Source organism: Acinetobacter sp. YH12126, from assembly GCF_013418745.1.
Classification (GTDB): Bacteria; Pseudomonadota; Gammaproteobacteria; order Pseudomonadales; family Moraxellaceae; genus Acinetobacter; species Acinetobacter amyesii.
Window position 1 is genome coordinate 26,289 of the sequence record NZ_VPBM01000009.1, and the last position, 19,899, is coordinate 46,187.

The 19,899-nt window shown below is 42.8% G+C and carries 15 protein-coding genes; 7 read left to right on the forward strand and 8 right to left on the reverse strand.

Annotated features, from left to right (window positions below; genetic code table 11):
- The first annotated feature begins 97 nt into the window (after positions 1–97).
- On the forward strand, positions 98–1,582 hold the full coding sequence (gene glpK, locus FTU62_RS08195; protein ID WP_180102392.1) for a glycerol kinase GlpK: 1,485 nt from the start codon (positions 98–100) through the stop codon (positions 1,580–1,582).
- 69 nt (positions 1,583–1,651) lie between these two features.
- On the opposite strand, the gene FTU62_RS08200 is transcribed toward glpK, so the two are convergent.
- From FTU62_RS08200 to FTU62_RS08210, 3 genes are all read right to left on the reverse strand, one after another.
- Positions 1,652–3,178, reverse strand: a complete 1,527-nt coding sequence (locus FTU62_RS08200; RefSeq protein WP_180102393.1) for a DHA2 family efflux MFS transporter permease subunit — start codon at positions 3,176–3,178, stop codon at positions 1,652–1,654.
- Positions 3,179–3,184: 6 nt separating this feature from the next.
- Positions 3,185–4,336 carry an efflux RND transporter periplasmic adaptor subunit gene (locus FTU62_RS08205; protein WP_180102394.1) on the reverse strand — a complete coding sequence of 384 codons (1,152 nt, stop codon included), beginning with the start codon at positions 4,334–4,336 and terminating at the stop codon, positions 3,185–3,187.
- 262 nt (positions 4,337–4,598) lie between these two features.
- Positions 4,599–5,096, reverse strand: a complete 498-nt coding sequence (locus FTU62_RS08210) for a thioesterase family protein (RefSeq protein ID WP_180102395.1) — start codon at positions 5,094–5,096, stop codon at positions 4,599–4,601.
- 107 nt (positions 5,097–5,203) lie between these two features.
- On the opposite strand from FTU62_RS08210, the gene hemB reads away from it, so the two are divergent.
- Together hemB and thiO are read left to right on the forward strand one after the other, a co-directional pair.
- Positions 5,204–6,217 carry a porphobilinogen synthase gene (hemB, locus tag FTU62_RS08215; RefSeq protein WP_111885258.1) on the forward strand — a complete coding sequence of 338 codons (1,014 nt, stop codon included), beginning with the start codon at positions 5,204–5,206 and terminating at the stop codon, positions 6,215–6,217.
- 137 nt (positions 6,218–6,354) lie between these two features.
- A complete protein-coding gene (gene thiO, locus FTU62_RS08220; protein ID WP_180102396.1) occupies positions 6,355–7,479 on the forward strand; it encodes a glycine oxidase ThiO in 1,125 nt (374 codons plus the stop codon).
- 21 nt (positions 7,480–7,500) lie between these two features.
- On the opposite strand, the gene FTU62_RS08225 is transcribed toward thiO, so the two are convergent.
- The 3 genes from FTU62_RS08225 to FTU62_RS08235 all read right to left on the reverse strand — a co-directional run bounded on the left by FTU62_RS08225 (position 7,501) and on the right by FTU62_RS08235 (position 10,297).
- Positions 7,501–8,436: a TIGR01777 family oxidoreductase gene (locus FTU62_RS08225; RefSeq protein ID WP_180102397.1), complete on the reverse strand. Its 936-nt coding sequence runs from the start codon at positions 8,434–8,436 to the stop codon at positions 7,501–7,503.
- Positions 8,437–8,502: 66 nt separating this feature from the next.
- Positions 8,503–8,952 carry an ABZJ_00895 family protein gene (locus FTU62_RS08230; RefSeq protein ID WP_180102398.1) on the reverse strand — a complete coding sequence of 150 codons (450 nt, stop codon included), beginning with the start codon at positions 8,950–8,952 and terminating at the stop codon, positions 8,503–8,505.
- A gap of 400 nt (positions 8,953–9,352) precedes the next feature.
- Complete coding sequence (locus FTU62_RS08235; protein WP_180102399.1) at positions 9,353–10,297, reverse strand: GGDEF domain-containing protein; 945 nt, start codon at positions 10,295–10,297, stop codon at positions 9,353–9,355.
- 678 nt (positions 10,298–10,975) lie between these two features.
- On the opposite strand from FTU62_RS08235, the gene FTU62_RS08240 reads away from it, so the two are divergent.
- Together FTU62_RS08240 and FTU62_RS08245 are read left to right on the forward strand one after the other, a co-directional pair.
- Positions 10,976–12,229, forward strand: coding sequence for an exonuclease SbcCD subunit D (locus FTU62_RS08240; protein WP_180102400.1), 1,254 nt, complete (start codon positions 10,976–10,978; stop codon positions 12,227–12,229).
- A 9-nt stretch (positions 12,230–12,238) separates the two neighbouring features.
- On the forward strand, positions 12,239–15,835 hold the full coding sequence (locus FTU62_RS08245; RefSeq protein ID WP_180102401.1) for an AAA family ATPase: 3,597 nt from the start codon (positions 12,239–12,241) through the stop codon (positions 15,833–15,835).
- A gap of 48 nt (positions 15,836–15,883) precedes the next feature.
- On the opposite strand, the gene FTU62_RS08250 is transcribed toward FTU62_RS08245, so the two are convergent.
- On the reverse strand, positions 15,884–16,684 hold the full coding sequence (locus FTU62_RS08250) for a thioesterase family protein (RefSeq protein WP_078193098.1): 801 nt from the start codon (positions 16,682–16,684) through the stop codon (positions 15,884–15,886).
- Between the two features lie 193 nt (positions 16,685–16,877).
- Entirely contained in the window at positions 16,878–17,564 is a 687-nt protein-coding gene (locus FTU62_RS08255) for a YggS family pyridoxal phosphate-dependent enzyme (RefSeq protein WP_180102402.1), read from the reverse strand.
- 125 nt (positions 17,565–17,689) lie between these two features.
- On the opposite strand from FTU62_RS08255, the gene FTU62_RS08260 reads away from it, so the two are divergent.
- Complete coding sequence (locus FTU62_RS08260) at positions 17,690–18,727, forward strand: type IV pilus twitching motility protein PilT (RefSeq protein ID WP_078190026.1); 1,038 nt, start codon at positions 17,690–17,692, stop codon at positions 18,725–18,727.
- Positions 18,728–18,753: 26 nt separating this feature from the next.
- Positions 18,754–19,875, forward strand: a complete 1,122-nt coding sequence (locus FTU62_RS08265; protein WP_180077385.1) for a PilT/PilU family type 4a pilus ATPase — start codon at positions 18,754–18,756, stop codon at positions 19,873–19,875.
- Positions 19,876–19,899: the final 24 nt, after the last annotated feature.

Below are 19,899 nucleotides of genomic sequence, written 5' to 3' on the forward strand. Positions count from 1 at the left end.
AATTGCGATGCAATTTCGAAACAATTACACATTGATCTGCGCTTAATTACATAATTGCGTTAATATTTTATTTTTCAAGACCGCAAAAGAAAAATATATGAGCTATTTATTGGCACTCGATCAAGGAACGACTTCAAGTCGTGCGATCATTTTTAACGAACATGGACAAGTTCAAGCTACAGCTCAACGGGAAACCCACATTCAAACTCCTCATTCGGGCTGGGTGGAGCAAGATGCTCAAGAAATTTGGAGTACCCAAATTGCCGTCGTGCAACAAGCACTCGCTTCTGCTCGTATCCTAGCAAAAGACATTAAAGCCATAGGTTTAACCAACCAACGTGAAACCACCGTCGTGTGGGACAAACGAAGTGGACAACCCCTTGCCCCTGCAATTGTCTGGCAAGACCGTCGTGCCACTGAATGGTGTAATCAACTGACCCAACAAAACCTAAATGACATCATTCATAGAAAAACTGGTTTACGTATAGACCCATACTTCAGTGCGGGAAAATTGGTCTGGTTACTCGAACACGTTCAGGGTCTACGTGAACTCGCTCAGCAAGGTCATGTGGCTTTTGGCACGATTGACAGTTGGTTGGTGTGGAACCTGACGCAAGGTGCAGAGCATGTGATTGAAGCCAGCAATGCCTCACGAACCATGCTGATGAACTTACAGCAACAAGCTTGGGATGAAGAACTCTTAGAATTATTCGATATTCCCCTGTCGGTCCTCCCTAAAATCATCAGTTCAGATGAATATATTGCAGATACCGCTACAGGTTTACTTGGCGCAAACATTCCCATTACCGGCATTTTAGGTGATCAGCAATCTGCGTTATTTGGACAGTCATGCTTTGACGCAGGAACAGCAAAAAATACCTATGGTACCGGCTGTTTCATGCTCTTTAACACCGGCACTGAAGTTCAATATAGCCACAATAAATTACTCTCAACCCTTGCATGGCAAGCTCAAAGTCAAGCCCATTATGCACTAGAAGGCAGTGTGTTTATGGCTGGCGCAATCGTGCAATGGCTAAGAGACGGTTTAGGGATTATTCAAAAAAGTAGTGATGTTGAGAAACTCGCGTGCCAAGTGGAGCATACCGATGGCGTGGTTTTGGTTCCTGCCTTTACTGGGCTAGGCGCTCCGCATTGGGATAGTGATGCCCGTGCCCTCCTCTGTGGAATGTCACGTGGTACAAATAAATCCCACATAGCTCGTGCCGCCCTAGAGGCCATTGCCTTTCAAGTGTCGGATGTATTGACCGCCATGCAGTCCGACCTGTCTAGTCCACTTAAAGAACTCCGAGTCGATGGCGGTGCCAGTAGCAATGATATGCTGATGCAATTTCAGGCCGATATCTTAAATGTGCCTGTACTGCGTCCTAAACTTTTAGAATCAACTGCATGGGGTGCTGCCGCGATGGCCGGACTCAAAGCGGGTGTGTTTTCAAATCTTGATGAAATTGCCGCATCATGGCAATTAGAACGTGCTTTTGAACCAAAAATGAATGCTGATCAACGTGAATTTCATTTGGCTCAGTGGCAATCTGCACTTAAACGGGCGCGCTCGGACCTTTAATTTTTTCCAATCAACGCCGTATGCAATAAAAAACCGCTCGAATGAGCGGTTTTTTATACTTGATGTTATTTAATGTGCATGACCGCCACCTACACCTGCTTTAGGTCGTGGACAGAGCCAAATGATCAGTGCAGCGAATATGAAAACACCTGCCAGAACTAAAAACACATGATTGGCTGAAAGCGTTAAGGCTTCCTTATCCACTAAACTGGAGATATATCCCAAAGCAGCTTCTGAACTCATTCCATGATTCACCAAGGTGTTTTGTACCTCAGTAACATGTAAATTACTGACCATTTCACTGCGTGCGACTTTGGTGTGATCATCCCAAATGGTTACTGCAATCGAGGCTCCAATTGCCCCTGCCATGGTTCTTAAGAAGTTCATCAAACCTGCTGCAGATGCCATGTCTTGTGGCAGTACAGATGCTAAGGCCATATTTGACAAGGGAATAAAGAAAAATGGCACGGCAAAACCTTGTAATATTTGCGGTAAAGCCAAAGCCATAAAGTCTGCATCCGTGGTCCAAAAGGCGCGCATAAGGGTGACTCCGCCCAAGATACTTAAACCAAAACTCGCCAAAGCACGTTGATCGTATTTGGTTGCAAGCTTTGCAACAATTGGCGACATGGTCAAACTACCGACGCCCATCGTTGCCGTGAGATAACCGGCCCACGTTGCGGTATAGCCCAAGTTAATTTGTAACCACTGCGGAATCAGGACAATACTGCCAAAGAAGGCACCAAAACCAAACGCCAAAGCCAAGACCGAAATGGTAAAACTTCGGTACTTAAACAGCAGTATATTCACCACTGGATGCCGCTCAGTCAGCTCCCAAATCGTGAAAACGATCAGCCCAACAAATGCCGTCAGTGCCAGCACCACGATAAATGGATTATTAAACCAATCTCGTTCATGGCCCAAGTCCAACATCAATTGCAAGGCACCGATCCATAACACCAACAGCAGCAAGCCACCGCGGTCAATTTTCAATTTCTGTGTTGGAGTTTCAGCCGTTTTCAGTAAGCGCATCGCTGCGATAGCACAACCGATTCCGACAGGAATATTGATAAAGAAAATCCAATGCCAAGATAAATTATCACTGATCGTACCACCCAAAATTGGACCTAAAATAGGGCCAACTACAGTGGTCATTGCCCACATCCCCATGGCTTGGGATTGCTTTTCAGGAGGGAAAATGCGCATTAACAACGTTTGGCTCAGTGGCATAATCGGACCACCAAACAAACCTTGCCCAATTCGGCAAAACACCAACATTTCTAAACTGGTCGATAAACCACACAGTATCGAAAATACAGTAAAGCCAAACAGGCTGATCACAAAAACCCGTACAGAACCAAAGCGCCCAGCGAGCCAACCCGTTAATGGCACACAAATCGCCTCGGCCACAGCATAGGAGGTAATGACCCATGTCCCTTGGGATGCCGATACTGCAAGACTACCGGTAATATGCGGCACTGATACATTGGCAATAGTCATGTCGAGCACAACCATAAAGTTCGCCAATGCCAAGACCAAGGCAGCGAGAATCAGACGACCACCTTTCAGGTCAGTCATTTGCATTTGCTGATTCATAGGCAATTACTTCGATTTCAGGTCAATCGTCGCTTCCATAGACAGCCCCACACGGAGAGGGTGTTCTGCCAACTCTTTTGGATCCAAACGAATCCTCACAGGTAAACGCTGAACCACTTTAATCCAGTTTCCTGTGGCATTTTGTGCAGGAATCAAGGCAAATGCTGAACCTGTACCCCCAGAAAAACCGATTACTGTGCCATTAAATTTAACTTTGTCACCATACAGATCAGACGTCAGTTCAACTTTTTGACCCGCTTGCACCCCTGCCAATTGACTTTCTTTAAAGTTGGCATCGACATATAACTGAGAGACAGGCACCACCATCATTAATGACGTTCCCGGTGCAATGCGTTGCCCAACTTGAATATTGCGACGTGTCACTACACCATCAAAGGGCGCTTTGATTTGTGTACGTTCTAAGTCCAACTGAGCTTGTTGTAGACGTGCTTGCGCAACTAAAACATCTGGGGTTGAGTTTTCATTGCTGTCTTGAATTAATGCATCATTCGCCGCTTTATTACTTTGTGCCGCTTTTTGACTAGATTTGGCTTGAGCGAGTCCTGCTTGAGCCACATCAAAACTGGCTTTAGCGGTATTCACAGCACTCTGCGCTGTGCTTAATTCTTCTTTAGAAATCGCACCTGAAGCAGCCAATTGTTGACGACGTTGTAATTCATCTTGTGCTTTATTCAGATCGGCTTGTGCTTTGGCCACTTGTGCGCTTGCACTATGAATCGCATCATCACTGACAAAGATTTGTGAGTTTAAAGAGCTACTATTCGCCGCTGTTTGTTTGTATTGGCGTTTTGCTTTAAGTAATTCAGCCTGAGCTTGAGCTAAGGCAATTTCAGCATCACGAGCATCAATGCGAACAAGCACATCGCCTTTTTTCACTTGCTGCGTATCACTCACCAAAACCTCTGCCACTTGCCCCGTGACCATCGAGGTAATCGACGCTGTTTCTGCACCGACATAGGCATTATCGGTACTGACGGAATGATTTAGAAATATTGACCAAATCAAATACATCACCAAAGCAATCACGATCAATACAGCCACTATACCAAGGCCTTTTTTTCTGCGTGCTTTTAATTCCTGATCGGTGGGCTGCTCTGTAGATGGGGTTTCTGGCAGGTTACTAACGGTATCTGTCATAGATTTGTCCTAAATCTAGCAGACTTGGTCATGGCATCATGAGCTTTGCAAAGCATGTCAACTTTGCTGTCAGATAATGGTGTCGTGAGAAAGTCTATCTTCTTCAATTTTCCGGCATTTTAAAGCTAAAAAATCATATCCTGAGAATAGAAAATGTAACTCGTCAGTCTTTTTTTCGTCGGCAACAGGATAAAATCATGCCCTGCTGCCAATGCTGGACTTTATTTTTTCATCATTTTGAATGTGTTAACTTAAAAATGGCTTAATAAGCATACGATGCAATCGCTGTTGCAATCGCTTTACCTTCATCATTGACCATGGTCATACGCATGGTGCAGCCCTTACGACCTAAACGTAAGGTTTCAGCTCGTGCAACGAAATACTGTCCACGTCCTGGCGCCAAATAATCCACACGCATATCGACGGTCGCTAAGCGAGATACCTTTTTACTCGTTTCTGCTAGATCTTCAGCTGTGGCCTTTTTATACAATTCAGCCATCGCTGAAATACCACCGATACTGTCGAGTAAAGTTGCCGCAACACCACCATGTAAAATTTGGAATGCGACATTTCCAATTAGATTACTGGCCATGTCGACACGTGCTTCGATCTGACCATCAATCACCGTCATTTTCATGGCATTGTGTACAAAAAATGGGGAGCTGTTAAATGCTTGAGCAATGTTATTTAATAAAGTATCGATTTCATTCTTCGAGTTTAGGTCAATATTACCGGTCCAACTCTTATTTACATCTGTCATAGCCTACTCGAATCGCTGTCATTGAATAAAAAAATAATACGGGGTGCGCCAAACCCTCATTATGCGTCTACAATAGTCAAAGTTTAATACTGATCAATGAGATTGTTATGACCTATACGTTCAATCGTCCAGCTTTTCCTGCCACTCGCATGCGTCGCATTCGTAAAAATGACCAGCTTCGCGCTATGGTGCGTGAAACTCAACTGACGACTGATCATCTCATTTATCCAGTATTTGTGTTGCCAGGCCAGCAACAAACTCAAGATATTCCAAGCATGCCAAACGTACAGCGTCTATCTGCTGACTTGTTACTAAGAAAGGCAGAACGTTTACTCGAATTGGGTGTTTCAAAATTAGCTTTGTTCCCAGTTACACCACAGGAAGATAAAAGCTTAACGGCTGAAGCAGCTTGGCATGAAGATGGCTTAGTCCAAAGCACCATCCGCTTATTAAAAAAAGAACTACCAGAAATGGTTCTCATCACTGATGGTGCTCTCGACCCATACACCACACATGGTCAAGACGGTATCATTGATGATACCGGCTATGTACTGAATGATGAAACCGTTGAATGCTTAATTAAACAAGCACTCAGCCATGCTGAAGCGGGTGCAGATGTGGTTGCACCAAGTGACATGATGGATGGTCGTATCGGTGCAATTCGCCAAGCCCTTGAAGCCAATGGCCATATCTATACCAACATCATGGCTTATTCTGCAAAATATGCGTCTAGCTTTTACGGGCCATTCCGTGATGCGGTAGGTTCTTCAAGCAACCTCAAAGGTGGCAATAAATACAATTACCAAATGGACATCGGTAACCGTGCTGAAGCTTTACATGAAATCGCACTCGATATTCAAGAAGGCGCCGACATGGTGATTGTAAAACCGGGTATGCCGTATTTAGATATCGTCCGTGAAGTCAAAGATAATTTCGGTGTTCCAACATTTGTCTATCAAGTGAGTGGCGAATACGCCATGTTGGCAGGTGCCATTCAAAATGGTTGGCTATCTGAAAACGTGATTATCGAATCGCTTATGAGCTGCCGCCGTGCAGGTGCAGATGGGATCTGGACTTACTTTGCTGAAGATGCAGCACTCATGTTGAAAGACATGAAATAACCTGCAAAGCCTTCCTGAAATGGTAACGTTCAGGAAGGCTTTTTTATATCTGTAAAATTTAAAAAACAGTCTTGGAAGAAAAACTTCGGCGTTGCTGAAGTTAAGATCAAACTCATACATTCATCGGTTAAAAGAACATGAATATTGCCATTATTGGGGCGGGTATTAGTGGTTTACTCAGCGCATTGGAACTCGTTGAACGCGGTTGTACGGTGACGATTTTCGACCAACAACGCACAGGTTCTGCCGCATCTTGGGCTGGTGGTGGCATCCTCTCCCCGATGTATCCTTGGCGATATCCCAATGAAGTCAATGCGCTCGCACGTTATGGCAAGCAGAGCTACCAAAAATGGAATGAAAAATTAAAACCTATGACTGGGATTGATTTTGAAATTCATGAAACTGGCATGTTGATTTTTGATGAAGATGATTTTGAAATCGGCTTAGATTATGCCCGTTTGCACCAAGACCCAATGCAACAGGCGGAATATTTACAATCCGAGCAAATTGAGCAGATTAATCCTCACATTTCAGCACGCTTTGCACATGGCATTTATTTTTCGCAATTAGCCAACATCCGTAATCCGCGACTTTTGCAGTCATTAACAGCTTATTTACAGCAGCATCCTAAAGTTCAGATTTATGAACATTGCCCGATCCGCCAATTAAACCGTTCGGACAATCATATCCAGTCCATCACCACCGCAGATGGTACGCAACATACAGCAGATCAATTCGTTATTGCCACGGGCGCTTGGTCAGCCGCATGGAGTGAACAACTAGACATTGAGATACCCGTACAACCCGTGCAGGGACAAATGCTTCTCTTTAAAACTCCGCAGAACTGGTTGCCGACCATGTGCATGAATAAGGTGATGTACTTGATTCCACGCCAAGACGGTCATGTGGTTTGTGGCTCAAGTATGCGCCAATGTGGCTTTGATATTCAGACCACAGATGCAACCTTACAGCATATTCAAAAATCCTGCTTTGACATGGTACCAGAGCTTGCCAACTTTCCAATTGTGAAATCTTGGGCTGGCCTGCGCCCATCTTCGCCTGAAGGGATTCCATATATTGGGCAGATGCCAAATTTCGACAATCTTTGGGCAAATTTTGGGCATTTTAGAAATGGTTTATGCATGGGACCAGCTTCAGCTCAGCTATTGGCTGAACTGATGACTGGGGAAACGCCTTCATTCAATGCAGACCACTATAGTCCGAGTCGCCTGTTTCAAGATGCATTGTTAAGCGTCGAATAATGGTCAATCCGTCAAATTCAACTAAGCCAATAAATCCTGCAAGGCTTCTTTTAACGTCGGAAATTTAAACTCAAAGCCTTGCTGTAATAATGCGGCTGGCTGAACCAATTGACCATTTAAAATTAATTGCGATTGCTCACCCAATAAAATTTTAAAAACAATTGCAGGCACATTGAGCCATGGCTTTTTCGCTAATTGACGTGCTGCAATCTGCGCAAACTGAGCCTGCGTCGATTTTTCAGGCGCAACTAAATTAAAAATATGCGGATCGATTGGCGTGGGTTCAAGCAATGCATGTTTTTTCTCTGCTTGTTTCATTAAAAACAGCATACTTCGGATCACATCTTGTATGTGTATCCACACAAAAGGCTGCCGACCAGAACCTATTTTATTGACCAAATTGAACTGAATCGGTCGCAACATTTGCGGTAAGATCCCGCCACCTTCAGCCAAGACCACACCTAGTCGTGTGATAATGGTATTTTGTTCAGGAAATTGGCGTGTGACTTGCTCCCAACTTTGGCATAGCTCTGACATAAAAATGGCTTGTGGTGCAGTATTTTCATCGCACACTTTTGTCCATTGTTCTTCAATATCAATACCATAATAGCCAACAGCCGAACCTGAAATAATGCATTTCGGAAAAATTTTACGTTTACGTAAATATTGATACAGCGCTTCTGTGGTTTTGACCCGACTTTCTAATAATTGCTGTTTACGCGTCTCTGTCCAGCGACCTTTGCCGATACTTTCACCTGCAAGATTAATCACATAATCAATTCTGTCATGAGGAATTTGATCGAGCTGCTGTACCCAAGTTAAATGTGGTGATTTAGAAATACGCCCAGCCTTACGACTGAGCCCAATCACTTTATAATCCGCAGCTAAAAGTGCCTTGATGAGATGTGTGCCAATAAAACCGCTGCCACCCGTCATCAGTACTGTGGGCTGATGCATAATTTGTTCTTATCTATATGAAATAATACTATTATCTATAGAACAAGATCACCAAACGATCAAGCTTTATGCACCAAACTTTTGAGCAGCCATCCGCTGTGCTTGCGGACCATAAAACCAATAGGTGATTAAATACAAAGGGATAGCCATCAGTAACAACATGATCACCATTAAACTCATAAACTGAGGAAGTTGAACATAAAGCATTAAATTTTGCCAAATTTCAGGATCTTTTCTTGAAAAAATTGCGATACCCAAAAGTACAAAAGCTAAATTATATAACCAAAAAATCAGGCTAAAACCTAAGGTAAATTTTTTATGCTCTGCCTGTGTCGGTGCTCTCTGATTTTTATTTAAAAACCGAAATAACACCACGATCATGGCAATCAGGTAGGGTATGACCGTTAAAATACCACCTACACCCTGTGGCAATAATGCAGCGATCACACCGCAAATACAAGTCATGATTAAACAAATGAAAAAAAACAATAAAAAATAACGTGTTAAAGACACCATGACCCTAACCCAAGAAGAAGTTGACACCTAGTATAAAAAAAAATGCATTTTTTTTCATTTTCATGTCAACCAATCTGTAATCGGCTACGTTATATAGGGTACAAGGTCTGTAGCAACCGATGATTTGGACGGCATCCACAATGTTTCGGTGACCTTTTTAAAAGCAATAAGTTTCATTTTGAATTTAAGTATGAACAGCAGCCATCACTTAAATTTGAAATCGATTTTTTGACCGACGATTTCATCATCACTCGAATCGTCGGTCTTTTATTTTGTGCCTCATGCATTTAGCATCGAATTTTATTCTTATATTCTACACCCAAAAAAAATCAGCCGATAAAATATCGACTGACTGAAAAATCTATGCAACTTTAAAATAAGTCACAACTGTAAATCTATGTTATGCAGCACAGTAGCGATTACGCCCCTGTCTTTTGGCTACATAGAGGTTTTTATCAACTTGATCCAGAAATTGCATTGGATTATCCAGATCTGAAGGAATAATGGTTTTTACCCCCATGCTGAGTGTGACGAGTTCCGACACTGCTGAGGCTTTATGCGGTAATCGTGCAGCACGCACGGCATCCATAATTCTATCGGCCATCATTGCTGCTGCTGCCTGATTGGTCTCTGGTAAAATCCAAGCAAATTCCTCGCCACCAAAACGCGCAACTAAATCACGAGGTCGTGTACAACAAGATTCCAAACTTTTAGCAATTTGACGCAGACATGTATCCCCAATCACATGACCATTCAAGTCATTGTATTGTTTAAAATAATCTAAATCGATCAAAATTAGACTCAGCGGCTTTTGCGTGCGGATTGCGTTTAACCATTCACGCTGGTAAAAGTCATCAAACAAACGTCGATTTGCAATACCAGTTAAGCCATCTTTATATGAATATTCTTCGAGCTGACGTTGCAATTTTTGTAGTTGTTCCTCTTGTTTTTTCCGCTCGGAAATATCAAACATAAAGCCGACAAGACAATCTACATCACCATTTGGTTTACGCACGACATGCACAACATCACGTATCCAAAGATATGAACCATCTTCTTTAAGTGCACGATAATCTGCTTCATGATCTATACCAGCCATCGACTGTGAAACACAATAATTCAGTACATAATTACGGTCTTCCTCGTGCATACGTGATGCCCAATCATCTACCGTTTTCCAACTACTTTGTTTCCAACCGAGTAACTTTTCAATTTGCGGTCCAATATAACTAAATGTTTTACTGTCCCAATCAATACACCAAGGAATGGCTAATGTAGACTCTAATAAAGTCTTATACACCATACTATTTGCAAGTTTTTCTTCGTCAAAAGGATTATTTGGCATGTTGCATCTCCTGCTACCCCAAATGCAGGTAATACACCTGCTGTACAATAATTCACCTATATACAGGATTAGAACAACATTTTATATTCCTAGTTCTTGGTATTTTTTAACCTAATTTCAGATCTCTACTATTTGAAATGTGTAATCCATCAAAGAAAATATAATTACAATGAACCAGCTCTACTATTTTGAAATTCAAAGTTATGATACCAAGCTTTAAGTTGTGTATTATTCTGCCGTTTTTGGTTGGTCATTTACACGAGTTACAGGATTCCCTAATCAGTAACCCCAGACTTCATGGTGACCTCTTAGAATGCTCTGTACAGACTCCACCGATGCATTGCATTACCAATACATTTACTCGTAGTTTTGAAGTTAAAGATTTCGACCAAATCACTAAGAAAAATCTGGTACAAGATGGCCAAATTGCTATAGAAAAATTTGTGATACTTGGATAATACTGGCAAGGCTATTTCATAGATCCAGCCCATAATACTTTTTGCCTCCTGCAAGTGGATGCAAATGCACATTAATGCAGTTATGGCATAGTTTAGATTGGATACTTTGTAACTGTCAAAAACGACTTAGCTGGACTGATGAATGATTAATCTCCCTCGTAAACATAACCATATGTGATACTTTATAGCCCAATCAATTTTTTGATTTTTTGGTGCTTGCATGACTGTTCGTTTTTTTCATACTTCAGATTGGCATTTAGGACAATTTTTCTATAACCACTCACGTGACTACGAACATGAACAGTTTCTCAATTGGCTGCTTGAACAAATAGCACAAAAACAGCCACATGCCCTGCTCATTGCAGGCGATGTTTTTGATGTGATCAACCCCGCTTCCAGAGCGCAAAAACAGTTGTATCAGTTTCTAGCAGATGCACATGAGCGGGCTCCGCACATGCAAACCCTGATGATCGCAGGCAACCATGACTCAGGCTACCGTATTGAACAAGTTGAGCCTTTATTAGAAAAATACCATGCCAAAGCTGTAGGCGTGGTCCATAAAAATACCGAAGGTCAGCTCGATTTAGACCGACTGCTGGTACCTATTTATGATGAACACAAAAATGTAGTGGCATGGTGCCTGACTTTACCTTTTCTACGTGCTGCCGAGATCACCGGTTTCAATGATCAAACCACCAATAGTCAAAATGCCATTGCCTATGTACATCAACAATTAATTGCTGAAGCCAATGCACGTAAAACTCTAGATCAAGCCTTAATTTTAATGTCCCATGCCCACATGCAAGGCGGTGAAACGTCAGACTCAGAGCGCCCGATTATTATGGGCAATGAAGAAGCAATTTCAACCGCCCTGTTTGATGATGTAATTGACTACGTGGCTCTTGGGCATTTGCATAAACCGCAAAAAGTTGGACAAACTCATATCCGTTATAGCGGCTCACCGATTCCCCTGTCATTTAGTGAAATCAATTATAAGCATCAAGTGCTTGATATCAGTATTGACCCGACTCAAAGCGATGAATCACGCTTTCAAATAGAGTCCTTAGCGATTCCGCGCAGCGTGCAATTGCATCGCATCAAAGGCACAATTCCAGAAGTTTTGGCACAATTATCCGCTTTGCCGAGCGGTGAAATTGAAGATATTGATCAGCGTGAATATGTCGAAATTGAATATCATACCGACACTCCGCCTGCACCGAATTTACGACAGCAATTTGAAGAAGCGCTAGCGCCAAACCGTTATCGTTTGGTGCGCATCAGCCGCCGTTATTTAAATTCAGATCAAAATAATCCGCAGCAAGCCGCAATCAACCTTGATCCGCCTACGCCTGAAAAATTATTCCAAAACCTTTGGGAAAAACAGGGCTACGGTGCTGATGACACCGTAATGAAAGATTTTTTAAGTTTGGTCGATGAAGCACAAAAATCACTTGAAGATGATGCGAACACTTAAGGAATTGCCATGAAAATTTTATCTATACGCATTAAAAACTTGGCATCTTTAGCGGGTGAGCATTTTATTGATTTTGAATCTGAACCCTTAGCAAGTGCAGGCTTAGTGGCAATTATTGGTAAAACAGGTGCTGGTAAATCGACTATTTTAGATGCCATGTGTTTGGCGCTGTTTAACCGTGTGCCGCGCTTAAAAGACAGCGATGGCAAACTCATCGATGTAGATGGTTCAGAGCTGCCGACCAACTCACCGCAAACAGTCTTGCGCCGTGGTACAGGCCAAGGCTTTGCCGAGCTCAGTTTTATTGCTCAAGACCAAAAAGTCTATTCTGCACGTTGGGAAATTAAACGTGCCCGTGAAAACCCAAACGGTAAATTGCAAAGCGTACAGCGCTCACTGAAATGCTTAACAGATGGCACTGTTGTTGCGGATAAAACCAAAGCGGTTGAGAGCCAAATTTTACGCATTACTCAACTCAGTTTTGAACAGTTCACCCGTGCCGTTTTACTGGCTCAGTCAGAAGTGACCGCTTTTTTAAAAGCGCGTGATAATGAACGTGGCGAGCTATTGGAGTATCTAACCAATTCCAGTATTTTCGGGAAAATTGGTCAATTGGCCTTTGAAAAAACCAAGCAAATTGCCAATCAGCGTAAGGCTTTGGAAGTTCGACTCGGTGATATTGAAATTTTATCGGATGAAGATCTTGCCTTATACACGGCGAATTTTCAAAGTCATACAGAGTCTTACCAAAAATTCGAAAGTGAAAAGCAGCAATTGCTCAAACAGCAGCAATGGTTTCAACACAAAGATAAACTGATTGCGGATATTCAGCAACGTGAGCAATATTTGGCTGTTCAACAGCAGCAACTCGATGCACTGCAGCCGCAGAAGCAGCAATTGCAGCAACTGGAAAAATTCGCCTCAATCCGTCCAAGCATCATTCAACGCAAGAATTTAAGTACTGAAATAGCAACGCTGCAGCCTCAATTGGCTCAAGCACAGCAGCAGTTCAGCGCAATTGAAATTAAGTTTAATCATGAAAAAACTCAATTTAAACAACTTGATCTACAGCAAAAACAGCAGCACCAATTTGAAGTTGATCATCAAGATCAAATTGATTTAGTACGTGCGCGAATTGCCGACCGCCGAGTGCTAGGCGATCAGCTAATTGCTGTAAAAGATGAACTCAAAAAACTGCAAGATCAGCATGCCCCGCTGCTTCAAGCCGAACAGCAATTGTTACAAGTACAGCAGCAGTTAGAACAAAATATAGCGCAGCAAAATACCCTACTCTCGCAAACAGCACATTTTCAAATTTTGGATGAAGCACTGTCTGCACATCTCAGCCCTTTACAGCGTTTTATTCAAAGTTATGTGCAATTTGAGCAGCAATATGGTGATGTCGCTCAAGCCACGCAACAAGTGGCACAAAAACAACAGCAACTTGACCAGCTCATTCAGCAATTTGGGCAAGACCAAGCACTTAACTCGAAAATTACGGGCTTGCGTACAGCGCGTGAAGACTTATTAAATCGCATCAATCAATTAGATATCACCAAGAGTCATTGGCAGCATTACCACGCCATTCATGTTGAACATCAGCAAAAATTGCAAGACCAGCACCAACTGCAAAGTGATCTCACACAGAATCAGCAGCAATGCAGCATGGCTGAAACTGAATTTCATGCACAAAAAGCAGCTCGAGAGAATTTGCAAACTGTACTGCAGCAGCAGCGATTACTGCATGCAGAAAATATTGAACAGCTCAGAGCAAATCTGGTTGCAGGTGAAGCATGTTTGGTCTGCGGCAGCACCGAGCACCCTTATACATATAACCAAGATGTGCTTTCCCATGAACTATTGAAACTGCAAGTACAGCAGGAACAGCAAGCACTAGCGCATGAAAAAATAACGTTTGATCTGTGGCAGCAACTGCAAAAAAAATGCACACAGCAGTCCACTGCCTTTGAAGCCAATGCACAGCAACTCACCGCAATCAGCACGCAACAGAGCAATGCCCAAACCCAGCTTGAGCAATCACTTAATGCACTGAATATTCCATACGATTTGCACTCAGATTTGAGCTTGCTTGAAACGGCTATAACACATCATATTGCACAAACACAGCAATCTTTGCAGCAAACAGAAGCTGATTTAAAAACCCATGAACAGGCGCAGCAAAACAGCCATACTTTGACTCAATACATTCAGCACACGACAAAGCAGCTGACAGAAATACAGCATGCGGAACAAAATATTCAACCTATTTTGTCTTTATTGGATGACACTGAAAAATACGCATGGCAGCAGTCAACCCGCACCGCTGCTGAAGAAATTTATATTCAATTACAGCAACGTCTTAACACCTTAAAACAACGTAATGAACTAAATGCTCAGCTGAATCAAATAACACATCAGCTGGAACAGGCAAAACAGCGCAGTAAATTCAGTCTAGAGAATATTGCTGCAACTGAAAAACGCATTTCGACACTGTTAGAAGAAGGTAAACAAAATAGCGATCTTGCAATCCAAGCTATTTTTACCATGACTCAAGTAACTGTTGAAAAACCGCATGAATGGTTATTACAGTTTGAGCAAAACCGACAACAGCTGCAGACTCAGTTTAATACGGTACGTCAACAATTTGAGCAGCGACGCCAAGCCTTTGATACGGCACAAGCAACACTGCAAAAATATCAGGCACAGCAACTACAGTTGCAAACTCAACAAAATGCAGCCGCGTTGAGTATTCAACAGTGGTTAGCGCTGCATATTGATTTTAATGACGCCTTGTTACAGCAGCTCAGTGAAATTACACATGAGCAAGAGCTGCAACTGAAACAGCAAATTAGCTCGGCTGAACGTGCATATAGCGATGCTCAGTCTGCTAAGAAAACATTGGATGAGCAACTACAGCAGCACTTAATGCTGCAGCCTGAAATCGAATTTGAAGCATTACTCTCACAATTACAAAGTTTGGTTGAACAAATAACCCAAGTGATGGAACAGCGTGATGAAGTGAAACTCAAACTCGAAGTACATCAACGCAATGTAGCAAAACAGCAGCAATTTACCGATCAGATTCAACAGATCCAATCTGAGGAACATCGTTGGAATAAGATTTCGAGCTTAATGGGCGATGCAACGGGCAAGAAATTCCGTGATTTGGCACAGCAATATAACCTCGATATTTTAATTGAATATGCCAATCAGCAATTGGCGATGCTTTCACAGCGCTATACCTTAAAGCGCCTTGAAAACTCATTAAGCCTAGCCATTGTCGATCATGATATGGATGGTGAAACCCGCTCGGTCTCTTCGCTTTCAGGCGGTGAGTCTTTCTTAACCGCGCTCGCTTTATCCTTAGCCATTGCGAGCATGGCATCAGGTACAACAAAAATTGAAAGCTTATTTATTGACGAAGGATTTGGTACGCTAGACGCTTCAAGTCTGCACATGGTGATGAATGCTCTGGATCAGCTACAAAACCAAGGGCGTAAAGTCGTGCTAATTTCTCACATTCAAGAAATGCACGAACGAATCCCTGTGCAAATTCAAGTCAATCCTGTCGGAGCAGGTGCAAGCACCATCCAAATCGTATCTTAAAAAAAGCCTGCTTAAAGCAGGCTTTATAATTTTTGATTCTCTAGATCATTACGTCCCGAGTGGACGTAGCGTTAAAATCTGTTCACTACGCCCAAATGGGCCATGGACATCATGCAATACAGAACTACTCAAACCAACACCATCCGCTCCATACTGCTGCACGGTTTCCAGACCTAACCACTGTCCCTGTGGTAAACGGTGCAAATGGATTTGTAGATCCAGATTTGGAAAGCCCCAGCCAAATGGCCAATCCTGACGCGGAACAATACCATTGGCGGTATCAACCATGCCCATTAAACGGACAAAATCAGCAGTCGGCTCACCTTCAACCATGTCATGCTGTGTTCTCAGCCACACAATGCCTTGACCTGCACGGCGCCCATGGCTTCTTGCTTCAATCGACTGAATATATCCCCCCGGCCACTGACGGATACCGTCCCAAATCGGCGCAGTTTCTGGCCCAGTCACATCAGCATCCTCCAAACCTTTCACGGACTGGCTATTTTGCGTCATCATGCGCCAAGTGCGTGCCACAATGCAGGTTTTGCCCTGAGCCCGCATTTCAGATTCAATCAGTTCAATGGTTTTTCCCGGACGAATCACTTGCGTGATTATTTCAAACTCGCCAGCAGGAATTAAGCCCAAAATATCGAGGCTAATGCGCCCGATACGCATATCATGACGTGGTGAAAAACGGTCTAATTCAGCACAAATAATGCCTGTAGCTGGTGCCATGTGTTGCTCATGTGCATTCCATGCACCTTGTGCTAAATTGGTCGAATGGTAATGTGCCGTGACACAGCCTTGCGCATCTACGTCGCGTTGAATCAACTGATAATATGCCGTCATGAACTTCCCTATTTGTCCAAGTGTGAATTACTTCAATATCAAAAACATCCTGATTATTTTGTACTCAACTTTAATGGAAAGTTCAAATTAAAAGGCTCACTTTGAACCCATAGGTTTCATCTATTGTGAAAATTTATCTGCTGTGCTTACACTTTATAAGCCTAGTTTTGGAAAGCAGGCTGAATCTTCTGTCCTATTTTGAATAATCTCGCGCACCAAACAATGCTGTCCCCACGCGAACCATCGTTGAACCCGCAGCAATCGCATCTGTCATATCACCTGACATCCCCATACTTAAGGTATCCCAATCCTCAGGTTTCGTATGCTGTGCTTTGACATGCTCAAAGAGCACTTTGGCATCAACAAAAGCTTGTGGATTGTTTGGAGCAGGAATTACCATCAGTCCACGTAAGCGTAAATTCGGTAGCGTAGAAATCTGTGCGACCAAATCTGCTACTTCATTCGGCTGACAGCCATCCTTCGTATCTTGCGCATCAATATTGACTTGTAGGCAAATATTCAAAGGTGCTTGAGTCGCTTCTCGCTGGCTTGATAAACGCTCCGCAATAATCAAACGGTCTACCCCATGCACCCAAGCAAAGTTTGAAGCCAAATGTTTGGTTTTATTGCGCTGTACATGACCAATGAAATGCCAATCAATCTCTAAATCTGCCAAAGCCTCAATTTTTTCAAGCGCTTCTTGCAGATAATTTTCACCAAATGAGCGTTGCCCCATTGTATACATTTCTCTTAGCATTTCAGCAGGATGCGTCTTAGATACAGCCAACAATTCAACCGACTGCTGTGGTCGACCCGCAAGTTGGCAAGCCTGCTCAATTTGCTGCAAGACTTGATTTCGTGCTTCTTGAAGTTTATTCATTGACGGGGTTCTCATTTCATTCATCTTTTTTTGCATTGCCCTGCAACTAAGTGTTGGTTAAGCTGTGGGAAAGCCTTATTATTCTATCAAAATAATTAAGATTTAATTTTTATCTCGGGGATTTTATGGACATTACAGAACTATTGGCCTTTGCTGCCAAAAATAACGCTTCGGATTTACATTTATCTTCTGGTATGCCACCAATGATTCGTGTGGATGGTGAAGTTCGTCGTATCAACCTTCCTGCTCTTGAACATAAAGAAGTGCACAAATTGGTTTACGACATCATGAACGATAAACAGCGTCGTGATTACGAAGAAAAATTAGAAACTGACTTTTCATTTGAAGTACCTGGTGTGGCTCGTTTCCGTGTGAACGCATTTAACCAAAACCGTGGTGCTGGTGCCGTTTTCCGTACCATTCCTTCAAAAGTACTAACCATTGAAGATCTTGGCATGGGCCAAATCTTCAAAGATATTTGTGAATATCCACGTGGCATCGTATTGGTGACCGGTCCAACAGGTTCGGGTAAATCAACCACGCTTGCTGCGATGGTTGATTACATCAACGACAACCGTTATGACCATATTTTAACGGTCGAAGACCCGATCGAATTTGTACACGAATCAAAAAAATGCTTGGTCAACCAACGTGAAGTACACCGTGATACGCACGGCTTTAACGAAGCACTTCGTTCCGCACTGCGTGAAGACCCGGATATTATCTTAGTCGGTGAGATGCGTGACCTTGAAACCATTCGTTTGGCGCTGACAGCTGCTGAAACCGGTCACTTGGTCTTCGGTACACTCCATACAACCTCTGCCGCAAAAACCATTGACCGTGTGATTGACGTATTCCCTGCTGAAGAAAAAGACATGGTTCGTGCCATGTTATCTGAATCACTTCAAGCCGTAATTTCACAAACCCTACTCAAGAAAAATGGTGGCGGTCGTGTGGCTGCGCATGAAATCATGATCGGTATTCCTGCGATCCGTAACTTGATTCGTGAAAACAAAGTCGCGCAAATGTATTCTGCGATTCAAACGGGTGCCAACTACGGTATGACCACACTCGATCAAAGCCTAAAAAATCTTGTCGCAAAAGGCATTATTAGTACGCAGACTGCACGGACTGCAGCGAAGCAACCCGAATCTTTCTTGTAATTTTTTATTTTTTTGGGGCGATCGTTATGGATTTTAACGGCTTACTTGATTATATGGTGGAGAAAAAAGCATCGGATTTATTCATTACAGCCGATGTTGAACCCTCGATTAAGATCAATGGGCAAATTTTGCCAATTGGCTCGACTAAGCTACCGGGCCCGACTGTCGGTCAAATCTTACATTCGATTATGTCTGACAAACAGCGTAAGGAATTTGCCGAAACGCGCGAATGTAACTTTGCCATTAGTAATACCAGTAAATCTGCTCGTTTTCGTGTCAGCGCCTTTCAACAACGTGACCAGCCAGGTATGGTTCTGCGTCGTATCGAAACCGTTATTCCAACGATGGATGAGTTGAAATTACCGCCGATTTTAAAAGAATTAGCGATGACCAAGCGTGGCATTATCATTTTCGTAGGTGCAACGGGTACAGGTAAATCAACCTCTTTGGCATCTTTGATTGGCTATCGTAATGAAAATAGCAAAGGTCATATCATTACAATTGAAGACCCGATTGAATTTGTACACCAACACCGAGGCTGTATCATTACCCAACGTGAAGTGGGTATTGATACCGACTCTTTCGAAGTTGCCTTAAAGAATACGCTACGTCAGGCACCTGACGTGATTCTGATTGGTGAGATTCGTTCACGTGAAACCATGGACTATGCGATTGCCTTTGCTGAAACGGGTCACTTAGTTTTTGCTACTCTGCATGCCAACAACGCCAACCAGGCCATCGACCGTATCATTCACTTCTTTGAAGCGGATCGTCATAGTCAGCTGTTCATGGACTTGTCTTTGAATTTAAAAGCAATGGTTGCGCAGCAATTGATTCCAACCATTGATGGTAATTCACGTCGTGCTGCCATTGAGATTTTGATCAACTCACCTTTAATTTCAGACTTAATCCGTAAGGGTGAAGTGCATGAAATTAAAGACCTGATGAAGCGTTCTCGTGAACTAGGTATGCAAACCTTTGACCAAGCCTTATATGACCTTTATAAAGCCAAGCAAATTAGCTACAAAGATGCGCTAAAACATGCCGATTCACCGAATGACCTGCGTCTACAGATTAAATTGTCTGAAGAAGGCGGTGAGCATTTACTGCGTGCAAATTCAAATATTACCTTTGATGGTCAACATTAATTTTGCTTAAACGCTTTCGGAAAT